The organism is Enterobacter cloacae complex sp. CARB60, assembly GCF_036487345.1.
Taxonomy (GTDB): domain Bacteria; phylum Pseudomonadota; class Gammaproteobacteria; order Enterobacterales; family Enterobacteriaceae; genus Enterobacter; species Enterobacter asburiae_D.
The window spans coordinates 564,372-578,271 of record NZ_JAZKLC010000002.1 but is presented as its reverse complement, the minus strand read 5'-3'; the positions used below and the strand labels follow the sequence as shown (position 1 = coordinate 578,271).

Sequence of the window (13,900 nt, the reverse complement as noted above, 5' to 3'; positions counted from 1 at the left end):
TTTCTCACATCAGCAATTTCAGCTGGCTTTGCGCTCGTGCGCCTGGCGATACTCGACCAGATCTTCAATCGTTACCACCGGCATATTGTGCAGACGCGCAAAGGTGATGCACTCCGGCGCGCGCGCCATGGTGCCGTCATCGTTGGTCAGCTCACACAGCACACCAGCAGGTTTGAAGCCTGCCAGCGTCACCAGGTCGATAGTCGCCTCGGTGTGACCGCCGCGGGTCAACACGCCACCCGCCTGCGCACGCAGTGGGAAGACGTGGCCTGGACGATGCAGATCGGATGGCTTCGCACCGTCTGCAATCGCAGCACGCACGGTGGTCAGACGGTCAGCCGCAGACACACCGGTGGTCACGCCATGCGCCGCTTCGATGGTCACGGTAAAACCGGTACCAAAGGCGCTGGTGTTGTTTTCAACCATCATCGGCAGCTCGAGCTGCTTACGACGATCTTCGGTAATACACAGGCATACGATGCCGCTGCCGTGACGGATGGTCAGCGCCATCTGTTCAACGGTCATGTTTTCGGCGGCGAAAATCATGTCGCCTTCGTTTTCACGGTTTTCATCGTCAAGCACCATCACACCGCGGCCTTCGCGCAGTGCATCCAGTGCATGTTCAACACGTTGAGTTGAAGTGCCAAAAGAGGAAAGTAGCGTCTGATTCATGGTAAAAAAACCTCATTAACATTATGGTTACCAGAATCAGGGCAGTCTTAGGAGCGCCGTATAAGCGGCAAAAAGATAACGTGAGCGGGCCCATGCCCGACTGGATCGTTACTCTCTCCCATCCGGACTCTAACCGTCGGCCCCGGAATTACACCGGATCTGCTGACCTTTGAGTTTTCACCCAAAGCGCTCGCGGGCTTTCAGCGTCACGCTGATTTACCGCCGGTGGGGAATTTCGCCCCGCCCTGAGAATAAGCGAGATAACTATAACGCTATTGATTATCCTGGGCAATGCATAAGCATCAAACAATTTTGTTTACCCCGGGCATGACGCGCTACAATGGACACTAACACCTTTCCATCAAGGGAAACGACAATGATTGACCCGAAGAAAATTGAGCAGATCGCGCGTCAGGTTCATGAATCTATGCCAAAAGGTATTCGTGAATTTGGTGATGACGTTGAGAAGAAAATCCGCCAGACGCTGCAGGCGCAGTTGGTTCGCCTTGATTTAGTCAGCCGCGAAGAGTTTGACGTGCAGACCCAGGTTCTGCTGCGCACCCGCGAGAAGCTGGCACTGCTGGAACAGCGTCTGAGCGAGCTGGAAAACCGCAATGCACCGGAAGAAGTGAAGCCGGCACCGGCGCTCCCCCCGGTGGATGCTCAGGAATAGTCCCTGTTAATACCCGGAAGCACCGCGCGACCGGGTATTTATTGCCTGAACTATTTGTTAAGACCGCCTTTTTTCTGCTTCGTTTGCACTTTTCCTTCGGCGACCGCGGGCGTCGCAATGATTGCAACGTCAACAAAATAGTCTTTGCCTAAAATCTTACCGTTCCCAAACCACGGCACGCCTCTGGCTGTGAGAAGAAAATCACTCCCCTGCATTTGAAAAGCATTCCCTGTCGAATTCTCAACTCGAAAACTTCCCATATCTACCGTCATTGCTGTGAAGTGGGCTTTATCCTGTGACAGATAAAACTGGCCTATTGAACGAAGATATTCTCCGGCATAGTTTCTTACGACATCCGCAGTCCGCTTCTGATACGCGGCATAACTTAACGGAACCGCACTCTGAATATTTTTTGCAATGATCGCGTAAAATTGTGCCGTAGCCTGCGCAAGCGCTATTTTCTCTTTAGCCCCCTGCTCAAAACGTACTGTATTTAATACATACTCTTGCTTTTCGGGCGTGTTTTTTGTTGTGGTTTTTTTGCCCGTCAATCTTTGCCAAAAACCGTTACCCTCATCTACGCGGGGCTGCGATGGAACCTTTTTCTCGTCAAAATACTGTTGGTTATCCGCAGGCATAAATAAAGATGATGCAAGATAAGCAGCACACGTTGTGGCTTGCTGAGTAACGTTGCCATTAACCAGTAAAGATAATGGGCTTCCAGACTCAGGTATGCCGTTAATATTGACTTTTTTTTCTGCCAGCGTGGCGTTGACTTGTTGCTGCGTTATATCACCACGTGCCAGCCCGCACACCATGCGCATCAGGAAATCGTTGCGCTTGCCATTAACAGCAGGCGTCATAACAAACAATGTATCGGTAATAACATTCCAGGCCGGGACGCTAATAGACTTAACGGGCAAATCTTGAGGCGCAGCTAAAACTGGAATAACCGGGAAGAGAAGAAATGCTGCAGATATTAGAGAAAAACGTTTAACTATCATACTATTAATGACCAGTGTTGATGCCAGATTATGGCCATCATATTCATTTAAATAAAAAAACCGTCCTCAGCCATATGGCCGAGGACGGTTATACATTAACGATGCCTTACCATTGGTAACCCACACCAATAGCGGCGCCGTAATCTCCCTGACTGTTGGTTGAACCCGACAGTTTACTGACCCACTTACCGTTATCAGAAATCGTCGAAACACCAAACGCGACGGCAGATTCACCCTGATATGTACCGCCAGACATGCTGAACATGCTTGCACCCGCAGAGTATGGCTGTGGCAATCCGGCCATCGCCATTGCGCCTGCAATACCGGCGCTCAGCTTGTCTTTCTGATCGTTGATCATGTTCTTCAGATCGCCGAATTTGTTATTCGTGTACTGATAAGAGTCGCTTACCGCGTCTTTCATCTGTGCAACGTTTACAGCATCTGTACTTTTTGTACCCGCAGCAACGTTGGTGATCTGACGCTCATTTCCGGCAGAACCGACAGAAACGCTATTGTCACGATCGGTTGAGGAGTTTGCTCCCAGCGCCACAGCGTTATTATGGCTGGCAGTGGAACCACTTCCCACGGCCACGCTGCTGTTACCGCTGACGTTTGTGCCCGCACCTACAGCAGTCGTATCAGCCCCGGTCAGCACTGGAGTGGCCAAATTACTGGTGTTGTTAACCTGGAACATCCCTGCTTTACCTTCAGCAAGCGTCACAACGCTTTCGCTTACCTGGTCCAGCTGATATTTGTTAACAGCATCGCTGGCATTTACGCCATTGGCCACATTAGCGATTGTTGTGCCGCCCGTGTTGGTTGCGTTGTCATAAGTATCGCCGCCCAGAACCAGCGTATTGTAATCAACAGAGCCATCTGCCAGCGTATTGTACTGGACCGCACTGGCACTGATATCCGACACGCTTGCCGTAATGTTTTCAATCGCCTGGTTCGTGGCATACAGCTGAGAACCGTTCACTGCATCTGTGCTTGTCGCACTAATACGACCCGCAGCAACATTGGTAATAGTGCGTTCGTTACCCGCACTACCTACGCTAACGGTGCTGGTCGGTGCAGTACCGGCAAAGGAATATTCCTGTCCACGAATAGTCACGCCGGTTGTGGCAACCGCCGCCTCAGTAACGGAGTTGGAACCCAGCGCTACGTCATTAGCATTCGTTGCCTTCGCTCCGGCACCGATCGCCATGCTGTTCGCACCAACGGATTCAGCGTTATTGCCCATCGCGATTGAGCTGGCGCCTTTCGCGCTGGCCTGTGGGCCTACCGCGACAGAATCCGCACCCGATGCAACGGCGTCAGCCAGCTCGGACGTACTGTGGAAGTATTTAACCCCGGAGTTGTAGATATTGCTGGTGGCTTCGTTCAGCTGCTGGACGTTCACCGCATCGCTGTCATTAACGCCGTACGCCACGTTGCTAATGGTGGTACCACCTTCCTTCGTCTTACTATTGTATGTATCGCCATTCAGAACGATGCTGTCATAGTTTGTCGAGCCATCAGTGTTGGTGTTGTACTGAATTGTACTTTGCGTCAGGTTACTCACAGCCGTGTTGGTTGCGTAAAGCTGAGAGCCATTTACCGCATCAGTGCTGGTTGCGCTTAAACGACCTGCAGCCACGTTGGTGATGGTACGCTCTTTTCCAGCGCTACCCACGCTAACCGTGCTCACAGGCGCAGTGCCTGCGAAGTTATAGGTCACGCCGTTGATGACGGCACTGGTGGTAGCCACCGCTGCTGCCGTTGTAGAGCCCGCGCCTAACGCCACATCACCTGCGTTGGTCGCGGTCGCAGCGTTACCCAATGCCAGGCTATTTTCGCCAGCGGAGGTCGCATTATAACCCACCGCTGTACTTCCTTTACCACTCGCCGTGGAATCACTTTCCGCCAGGCCAGTTGCATTGGTGCGTGTATAACGGGTACCAGAACCGTGCGCATCGATATAGGTGGTATCCGTGTTGCCCGCCAGATTCGTGATAGTCGTATTGATATCTGCAATATCACCATTCACGTCATTCAGCTGAGACATATTCACCGCATCACTGTCATTCACGCCGCGCGCAACGTTGGTGATGGTTGTTCCGCCGCTGCCGTTCTGACTGTTGTAGGTGGTCCCTTTCAGCGTGATGCTGTTCAGGTTCAGCTTACCGTCTTTGTCAGCGTCGTACTGCACGCTGGTATCGGACAATGAATTAAGGGCCAGGTTCGTTGCGTTAAGCTGTGAACCGTTTACCGCATCGGTACTGGTTGCGCTTAAACGACCTGCTGCCACGTTGGTGATGGTACGCTCTTTTCCAGCGCTACCCACGCTAACCGTGCTCACAGGCGCAGTGCCTGCAAAGTTATAGGTTGCGCCTTTGATGGTGGCACTGGTGGTCGCCACCGCTGCTGCGGTTGTAGAGCCCGCACCTAACGCCACATCACCGGTGTTGGTCGCGGTCGCAGCGTTACCCAATGCCAGGCTATTTTCGCCGGCGGAGGTCGCATTATAACCCACCGCTGTACTTCCTTTACCACTCGCCGTGGAATCACTTTCCGCCAGGCCTGTTTCGTTAGTACGCGAATAACGGGTACCAGAACCGTGCGTTTCGATATAGGTAGTATCCGTGTTGCCCGCCAGATTTGTGATAGTCGTATTGATATCCGCAATACCACTATTCACGTCATTCAGCTGAGACATATTCACCGCATCACTGTCATTCACGCCGCGCGCAACGTTGGTGATGGTTGTTCCGCCGCTGCCGTTCTGACTGTTGTAGGTGGTCCCTTTCAGCGTGATGCTGTTCAGGTTCAGATTTCCGTCTTTGTCAGCGTCGTACTGCACGCTGGCATCGGATAATGAATTAAGGGCCAGGTTCGTTGCATTAAGCTGTGAACCGTTTACCGCATCGGTACTGGTTGAGCTAAGACGGCCTGCCGCAACGTTAGAAACCGTACGCTCACTGCCTTTTCCACCCACGCTCACGGTGCTGTAAGGTACCGAGCCGGCAAACTGATAGGTATTGCCATTGATCGTTGCGCTTGAGGTCGCAACCGCATTGGACGTAACGGAGTTTGCGCCCAGCGCAACGCTTCCCGCTACGGATGCAACAGAGTTCGCCCCCAGCGCAACGGCGTCAGTCGCATTTGCAGAGGATTTCAGGCCTGCTGCAACAGCGCTGGCCGCTGTGGCGGTAGACTGGCTACCCATTGCCAGAGAATCTGCGGCCGTGGCCGTACTTTTATACCCTACTGCGGCGCTCCTTGCCGCCAGGGCATTACTGAGGTCACCGAACGCGGCAGCCGATCCGCTCACGGCTTTGGACCAGTTACCAACAGAGGTATTCCCTTTGCCGCCATCACCCGCGTACGCGCTTGAACCGATAGCAACATCGCCATCAACGCCGGTTTCAGTACCAATACCCAGAGCAACCGAGTTTTGACCATTCGCCAGTGCAGAGGCACCCACCGCTATACTTCCGCCTTTTGTCGCGCTGGAGTACGGACCGATAGCCACACTGACGCCGGTGGACGTGCCCGTGTTCAGGGCATTCGCATGATCGCCAATCGCGACGCTACCTGAATCGGACGTTGCCGTTTCGCCGATAGAGACGCTTGACACTTTTGCTCCATTGATATCGGTATTACCTGTACCAATCGCCCCTATGGGCACGGTGACAGCGACACCCGCGGTGGTATTCGTGCCAATCGCCACGCCATCCGCGTCGGTTGTTGCTCCACCGCCCGCCGTATAGGCTTGCGCACTTTCGACAGGGGAAAAGCTTAGCGCTACCGCACCCAATAAACCGCCGACGAGTGCGGATTTACTGCTTTTTTTACCTTTAGAGCGTGAAAACTCACCCGCCACAATATTAATATTTAAAATTGGGTCCCAAATAACTTTGTAAATTTTATTCATAACAAATCCTGGCGCCAGTAATGGTGCACCATCTCCTTTTAAGTGTATTAATTACTTTCCTGCAATGTACTCACGCTCGATTAACGGGCGTTCTAAAGATGCATAATTGAAAGACGATTGATATTGCCTTGCATATTTTTTTGCTGATTTAACATCATGTTGAACATAGTGCAGATAGCCCGTAATAAAGAACACCGTTTCGGTTAGTGCATCTTTATCAGCTTCACCTTTTGCCACTTTCTGAGCCATGATACGCAATACATCCTGCGGGGACTTTTTCCCGGCATAAACCAAAGCAATGTCATTCTCCCAGGAGAGCGACCATGCCTTATTTCCAGCCTGTTCTTTTAGCTCACTGACAAGATCGGCTTGTTTACCTGCCCAGCGCTTAGCCAGCACCCACAGTTGCCATAAGCGCGCATAGTCACGGTCGCGTAACGCTCCGCCAGAGACGATCTCATTAAATGCCTGCTCTGCCGCATCAACTTTATTGAGATCGACCAGATTAATGGCGGAAGGAACAGCAACAAGACTTGATAGGCGACTGTTTTTCAGAAGGTTGTATATCGTTCTGGCTTCGGCATGATTGCCACTCAGATCATAGTCAACCGCCTGATTAAACCGAGTGAGCTCATCAGTCTTATGATCTACTGAAGATGAAGCAACATTGTCGTTAGACATGTGGGAACTTGATGCATGGCTGACTTCAACAAAAATAAAAAAACTAAACACAAAGCAGATTAATGCTTTAACATTAATTTTTGGTAATCTCGAAAAAGATTTAACGAAACAAAAAAGACGATTCATCACAACTCCCTTGCGAAGTAAGCAATCAACAATTTCCATTTCCCTGGAAATGATTAAAACAAATGGAGTCCGATTATATATTTTTATATTTTAAATATGTACCTCGAAATGCATTAAATAAACTACATTCAGAGTAAACAAAAAATTAATTGACAGTAAAATGCATTTAAAATAAATATATAAAAACAATAATTGATAATTTGAAATTATAGTTATGATGCGCAATATAAATTTGCAGGTGTGGCAGGTGGAGGTATGTTGACCCAAAAAAAACGGGCCTTTCGGCCCGTATGTATTTTATATCAATGATTAACTGTCTCTCTGGATCTTCTTGATGATGTTGGTGGTTGAGCACCCGTCCTCAAAGTTGAGCACCATCACTTCGCCGCCGTTGGCCCAAACCTCTTCGCTTCCCGCGATTTGCTCTGGTTTGTAATCGCCGCCTTTCACCAGCAGATCTGGCAGAATGCCGGCAATCAGGCGCTGCGGCGTGTCTTCTTCAAACGACACCACCCAGTCCACGGCTTCCAGCGCGCCGAGCACGATCATGCGCTGCTCCAGCGGGTTCACCGGACGCGTTTCGCCTTTAAGGCGTTTCGTCGACGCATCGCTGTTGACCGCCACAATCAGGCGATCGCCCAGCTTGCGCGCGTTCGCCAGATATGAAACGTGGCCCGCGTGCAGGATGTCAAACACGCCGTTGGTCATCACCACTTTTTCACCACGCTTGCGCGCGGCGGCGACGGCCACTTTAAGCTCGTCTTCGGTCATGACGCCAAAACCGGTATCCGCACGCCCGCGCACCGCGTTTTCCAGCTCGATTGGCGAAACGGTAGACGTTCCGAGCTTACCGACGACCACACCCGCCGCCGCGTTAGCGAAGTAACACGCCTCTTCCAGCGAGTTTCCAGCTGCCAGCGTCGCCGCCAGCACGCCGATCACCGTATCACCGGCACCGGTGACGTCGTACACTTCCTGCGCCTGGGTTGGCATATGCAGCGGCGCTTTGCCCGGCTGCAGCAGCGTCATCCCCTGCTCGGAGCGGGTCACCAGCAGCGCTGACAGCTCGAAATCAGCAATGATCTTCATGCCGCGCTCAACCAGCTCTTCCTCGGTTTTGCACTTGCCCGCCACCGCTTCAAACTCGGAGAGGTTTGGCGTCAGCAGCGTCGCGCCGCGATAGCGCTCAAAATCGGTCCCTTTCGGGTCGATCAGCACCGGTACGCTGGCTTTACGCGCCAGCTGAATCATCGTCTGCACGCTCGCCAGCGCGCCTTTGGCGTAGTCGGACAGCACCAGCGCGCCGATATTGCCCAGCGCCTGGTTGATACGCTCGTGCAGCGGCTCGGGATCGACGCCCTCGAAACCTTCTTCAAAGTCGAGGCGGATCAGCTGCTGGTTGCGCGACAGCACGCGCAGCTTGGTGATGGTCGGGTGGGTCGGAACAGAAACGAAGTCGCACTTCACGTTCACGTCCGCCAGCGACTTGCTCAGCGCGCGCGCCGCATCGTCGATGCCGGTCAGGCCCACCAGACGCGACTGCGCGCCCAGAGAGGCAATGTTCATCGCCACGTTTGCCGCGCCGCCGGGACGCTCTTCAATGGTGTCGACCTTAACCACCGGTACCGGTGCTTCCGGAGAGATGCGGCTGGTAGGCCCGTACCAGTAGCGATCCAGCATCACATCCCCAACAACCATTACCCCAGCACGTTCAAACTCTGGCAGTGTTACTTTCATTCCTGACTCCAGAAAGATTCACAATTTGCGCGCGATAATATCACACTTGATTTGTTACGCACGGTTCCACCAGCCACTTCTGCCAGCTGGCCGTTACCTGAGCACGTTCATGAGCAAAACAGTCCAGCGCCACATGCCCCGGCTGCTCCTGCAGCGCCAGGTGATGAAGCTCATCGCGCAGCGTCGTGTAGGCGCGGGTTAAGGCCTGCGCCTCCTGCTCGTCCATGATGTCGTTTTGCGCCAGCAGTTCCAGAATGCGCACGTTATCGGACCAGCGCGTCAGCTTCGGCTTGTCGTGGGCGTGCAGCAGCACCAGATACTGGGTAATGAATTCAATATCGGTAATCCCGCCCTCGTCGGCTTTAATATCAAAGCGATCGCGATGTTTATTGCCGAGATGCGCGCGCATTTTCTCGCGCATTTCACGCACTTCCGTTTGCAGCGTGCTGCCATCACGCACGGTGGTCATAACCTCCCTGCGGATGACGTCAAACTGCGTTTTGAGCTGCGGATCGCCATACACCACGCGAGCTCGCACCAGCGCCTGATGCTCCCACGTCCAGGCTTCGTTCTTCTGGTAATCGGCGAAGGAGTCCGTTGAGGTCACCAGCATGCCCGCCGCGCCGGACGGACGCAGGCGCGCATCCACTTCATACAAAATGCCCGACGAGGTGCGGGTACTGAACAGGTGCATGATGCGCTGGGCCAGGCGCAGGTAGAACTGACGCCCGTCAATCTCGCGCTCGCCGTCGGTCATCACGTCAACCGGGCAGTCGTGCAGGAAGATTAAATCCAGATCGGAGCTATAGCCCAATTCCCAGCCGCCAAGCTTGCCGTACCCCACGACCGCAAAGCCGCGGCCTTCACGATCGGCCAGGTGTTTCGGCTGGCCGTAGCGCGCCACCATCTGCACCCAGGCCTGATGCACCACCGCGTCGATAATCGCCTCTGCCAGCCAGGTTAAGTGATCGCTCACTTTCATCACCGGCAGCGTTCCGGCGATATCCGCCGCCGCCACGCGCAGCATCTGCGCCTGCTTAAACTGACGCAGCGCCTCCAGCTGTTGCTCTTCGTCTTCTTCCGGCACGCGCAGCAGATACTGACGCAGCTCGTCCCGGTAGGCATCCGTCGCCGTTGGCTGATACAGCGTGTTCGGGTCGAGCAGCTCATCCAGCAGCAGCGGGTAGCGCGCCAGCTTGTTGGCCACCATCGGCGACGCGGCGCAGAGCGTAATCAGGTGCTTCAGCGCGCCGGGGAACTCGCTCAGAAGCTCCAGATAGGTGGTACGCGTGATAATCCCGCTCAGCAGCGGCATCATACGCGACAGCGGCACCGGCGCGTCCGCCCGCGAGCAGACCTCGCTCAGCAGGTGCGGCATCAGGTGATCCAGCACCTGACGGCCTCGTGGGCCGATGGCGCGTTTGTTCAGTTCGAGACGGAAATCCGCGATCAGCGCCACCACGCGATGGCGCGCGTCGTCGGTTAAGTGCGTCAGCACCGGCGTGGTGTCATCTTCCTGAAGCGCGTCCTGCCACAGCTCGCGCCAGTGCTCGGAAAGCGCATCGTCCTGCGATTCACTTTCGTCATCACCAATCAGGTCGTTAAAGATGCGGCGCACGCCCGCCATGTGGTCGTCCAGCCGTTCCGTCAACGCTGACCAGTCGTCCACGCGCATGCCCCAGGCCAGACGCGCCCGGTTAAGGTCATCGCCCGGCAGGGTCTGGGTCTGTTCGTCGTTGATGCTTTGCAGCAGGTTTTCCAGACGGCGCAGGAACAGATAGGCCTCGCGCAGGGTTTGCGCGTCGCCGTCCGGCAGCAGATGCAGCTGCTCGATGGCGCTCAGCGTCGGCAGCAGCGAGCGGGACTGCAGGGACGGCTCACGGCCGCCGCGAATAAGCTGGAAGACCTGAACGATAAATTCGATTTCGCGAATGCCGCCCGCGCCGAGCTTGATGTTGTCCTTCAGACCACGGCGGCGCACCTCACGGGCGATCATCCCTTTCATATTACGCAGGGACTGGATCACGCTGAAGTCGATATAGCGACGGAACACGAACGGGCGCAGCATGGCGCGCAGCTCGTTGGCGTAAGCGTCGTCGCTGTCGCCCATGATCCGCGCTTTAACCATCGCATAACGCTCCCAGTCGCGCCCCTGCTCCTGGTAATAATCTTCCAGCGCGGCAAAGCTCAGCACCAGCGGGCCGCTGTCGCCAAACGGACGCAGGCGCATGTCCACGCGGTAAACAAAACCGTCCTGCGTCGGCTGGTCCAGCGCCTTAATCAGGCGCTGACCGAGACGGGTAAAGAACTGGGCGTTGTCCAGCTCGCGACGGCCGCCGCGCGTGGAGCCGTTCTCGGGCCAGGCAAAAATCAGGTCGATGTCGGAGGAGAAGTTCAGCTCGCAGCCGCCCAGCTTGCCCATCCCCAGAATCAACAGCGGCTGAGGAACCCCTTCCTCGCTGCACGGCGTGCCCCACTCTTTGCAGCAGGCGGCGTAGAGCCAGTCGCGCGCGGCGACGATCAGCGTTTGCGCCAGCTCGCTTAGCTGCTGCAGCGTGCTCTCTTCGTTTACCAGCTCCAGCGACTGCGCCCAGGCAATGCGCACCATCACCCGACGGCGGAACTGGCGCAGGACGCGCATCAGCGTGGCTTCATCCGCAACGTCTTCGAGCGCGGTTTGCAGCCAGCCGGCATAATGCCGCCACTCTTCCGCCTGCGGCGGCGCGTTCTCAAGCTCTGCCAGCCAGTCCGGGTTGGCGGTGATACTTTCCTGCACAAAATCACTGAAGGCGAGCACGCTCTTCGCCTGCTCGCTTAACGATGACGCCGGTAATGACTCAGGCAGACGTTCGCAAACGGTCTGCCACTGCTGCTGTAACGCTGAAGAAAGCGGCATTATAGGGGTTCCTTGCCAGAGTTAACGTTTTCCGCTGTGCAGCCAGAACGGCTCCTGTGAAATGGCCTCGTTACGGAAATGCTCAATCTCAATATGCTGGCGGGTTTCAATGGCATGCTTCAGACCCTGCCAGTTCTCCAGCCAGGCCTGGGTTTTCACGCCGTCATAAGCGCCGGAAAGCAGCAGCATGCTGTCGATGTTGCGCGACAGACGGGGAAGCTGATCGCCATACTGATCGCCCAGCGGGTAAGCAAACGTAGTCTTCAGTTCAGCGGCATGGCGGGAAAGATGAATATCCGCGAAACGCTTAAAGTTTTCCGCAATTTTGGTCTCTGCTTTCGCATCCAGGAAGGCGCGCCAGCCGCGCGTCACCAGGAACTCGGTCAGCGCCAGTTTTGCCGTCGCGGCTTGCGGGCTGTAGATCGCCGTTTGCGCCGATACGTCGGAGAGCATCAGCGTTTCGGTTTGCGTCAGCAGGTCACGTAAGTGAGCACTCGCTTTGCGAGGAACAATACCGCCGAAGAGCGTCAGGGTATGGCGCACCAGGGCAATCGCCGCCAGCACGTGGGATTTCGCGTTTTTCACATTTCGCACCCACAGCTCTTCATGGTACTGCCACTGAGAAAGCGCCAGCTCCAGCGCGGCTTCCAGACCCTGCTCAACGCTGGCCTTCGGCGCAACGTGCAGGATGGTCGTCTCTTTCAGCACGCGCGGCGCATTTCCGGCGGCCAGATGGTAACCCCGCGCGGCTTTACTCAGGCTTCCCTGACGTAGTCCGGACTGGTTCACCAGCCTGCGCGCCAGCTTCAGCACGTCATTTGCGTCCCCTTCCAGCAGCTCAAGCTCCAGTTCGCAAATCGGTTCCTGGAACTCACCCGCCTTCACTTCCCCCAGATCGAGGGCGATTTCGATGCGGCTTTTGCCTTCCGTTACCAGCCATTTCTCGCGCCAGAAATCGGTGCTGAACAGCGGCTGTACCTGTTCCGCCAGCGTGGAAGGCAGCTCGCCTTCCGGCCAGACTTCCGCCGGGAAGCGTTCCAGCTCAAGTTCTGGCTTGCTGATGTCGATATTGTATTCCGGGCGCTGGTGTAAACCGCCGACCACGCGGCCGGCAATTTTCATCGTCATCTCGTAGCGCCCGCTCGCACCGCGGATGCGCAGCCCCATATCGTGGCGGCGCAGCCAGCTGTCTGGCGTTTCGTAATAGATATTAAGCAGTTGTACCGGTGCATGGTGTTCGCCGGAAAGCGTATGCAGATGCTGGCGGAGTGCGTCAACGCTGTCTTTTTCGACGATAAACTTTAATTCGATTTCTTGTGCCATAGCCTTGTACTTTTGCGTGCGTCACAGACGCGTCAATGAGGGCGAACTTCCTCGCCATTTGTTTGTCAGTACATAGTATTTTGCGCCAAATTGCCATGCAATGAGCAATTTGTCGGGCGTAAATCTGTAGAGTCGTGACACAGATGATTCTGATTGCTGACGAATGCTTTGCGTAGAGACACTGTTGCCACTACTATCGTTCCACTATTTATGAAAATAACGACTAATGATGCTTAAATTACGCCTGATTGGACTTACTTTACTCGCTTTTAGCGCCGCAACCGCAGTGCACGCTGAAGAGAAGCGTTACGTTTCTGACGAACTGAACACCTGGGTACGCAGTGGCCCTGGAGATAATTATCGCCTCGTGGGCACGGTCAATGCCGGCGAGGAAGTCACCCTGTTACAAACTAACGCGGACACCAACTATGGTCAGGTTCGCGACAGTACCGGTCGTACTTCCTGGATCCCGCTGAAAGAGCTGAGCACCGTGCCAAGCCTGCGCACGCGCGTGCCGGATCTGGAAAACCAGGTGAAGACCCTGACCGACAAGCTGAACAACATAGACGGCACCTGGAACCAGCGCACCGCTGAAATGCAGCAGAAAGTGGCGCAAAGCGACGGTGTGATTAACGGCCTGAAAGAAGAAAACCAGAAACTGAAAAACGAGCTGATTGTCGCGCAGAAGAAGGTGAATGCCGCGAATCTGCAGCTCGACGACAAACAGCGCACCATTATCATGCAGTGGTTTATGTATGGCGGCGGCGTGCTGGGCGTGGGTCTGGTAATGGGTCTGGTCCTGCCGCATCTGATCCCAAGCCGTAAGCGTAAAGACCGCTGGATGAACTAATTCGTCTTCTCTGCCAGACTTA

Annotated in this window: 9 protein-coding genes and 1 riboswitch; of the genes, 2 read left to right on the top strand and 7 right to left on the bottom strand. The window is 54.9% G+C overall.

Annotated features, from left to right (window positions below; all coding sequences use genetic code 11):
• Positions 1-18 precede the first annotated feature (18 nt).
• Positions 19-672, bottom strand: coding sequence for a 3,4-dihydroxy-2-butanone-4-phosphate synthase (gene ribB / locus V4835_RS03840; protein ID WP_010435670.1), 654 nt, complete (start codon positions 670-672; stop codon positions 19-21).
• 106 nt (positions 673-778) lie between these two features.
• Positions 779-929: riboswitch (FMN riboswitch) on the bottom strand.
• A 119-nt stretch (positions 930-1,048) separates the two neighbouring features.
• Here ribB and ubiK point away from each other — a divergent pair.
• A complete protein-coding gene (gene ubiK / locus V4835_RS03835) occupies positions 1,049-1,345 on the top strand; it encodes a ubiquinone biosynthesis accessory factor UbiK (protein ID WP_331411231.1) in 297 nt (98 codons plus the stop codon).
• Between the two features lie 50 nt (positions 1,346-1,395).
• On the opposite strand, the gene V4835_RS03830 is transcribed toward ubiK, so the two are convergent.
• From V4835_RS03830 to V4835_RS03805, 6 genes are all read right to left on the bottom strand, one after another.
• Positions 1,396-2,349, bottom strand: coding sequence for a hypothetical protein (locus tag V4835_RS03830; protein ID WP_331411230.1), 954 nt, complete (start codon positions 2,347-2,349; stop codon positions 1,396-1,398).
• A gap of 106 nt (positions 2,350-2,455) precedes the next feature.
• Entirely contained in the window at positions 2,456-6,265 is a 3,810-nt protein-coding gene (locus V4835_RS03825; protein ID WP_331411229.1) for a YadA family autotransporter adhesin, read from the bottom strand.
• Positions 6,266-6,316: 51 nt separating this feature from the next.
• The gene (locus V4835_RS03820; RefSeq protein ID WP_331411228.1) at positions 6,317-7,111 is read right to left on the bottom strand and encodes a hypothetical protein; all 795 of its coding nucleotides are present in this window, start codon (positions 7,109-7,111) and stop codon (positions 6,317-6,319) included.
• Positions 7,112-7,381: 270 nt separating this feature from the next.
• Positions 7,382-8,809, bottom strand: coding sequence for a bifunctional D-glycero-beta-D-manno-heptose-7-phosphate kinase/D-glycero-beta-D-manno-heptose 1-phosphate adenylyltransferase HldE (gene hldE / locus V4835_RS03815; RefSeq protein ID WP_063145690.1), 1,428 nt, complete (start codon positions 8,807-8,809; stop codon positions 7,382-7,384).
• Between the two features lie 40 nt (positions 8,810-8,849).
• Positions 8,850-11,705: a bifunctional [glutamate--ammonia ligase]-adenylyl-L-tyrosine phosphorylase/[glutamate--ammonia-ligase] adenylyltransferase gene (gene glnE, locus V4835_RS03810; RefSeq protein ID WP_331411227.1), complete on the bottom strand. Its 2,856-nt coding sequence runs from the start codon at positions 11,703-11,705 to the stop codon at positions 8,850-8,852.
• Positions 11,706-11,726: 21 nt separating this feature from the next.
• A complete protein-coding gene (locus tag V4835_RS03805; RefSeq protein WP_331411226.1) occupies positions 11,727-13,028 on the bottom strand; it encodes a CYTH domain-containing protein in 1,302 nt (433 codons plus the stop codon).
• 229 nt (positions 13,029-13,257) lie between these two features.
• On the opposite strand from V4835_RS03805, the gene V4835_RS03800 reads away from it, so the two are divergent.
• Positions 13,258-13,878: a TIGR04211 family SH3 domain-containing protein gene (locus tag V4835_RS03800; RefSeq protein WP_063145701.1), complete on the top strand. Its 621-nt coding sequence runs from the start codon at positions 13,258-13,260 to the stop codon at positions 13,876-13,878.
• The last annotated feature ends 22 nt before the right edge of the window (positions 13,879-13,900 follow it).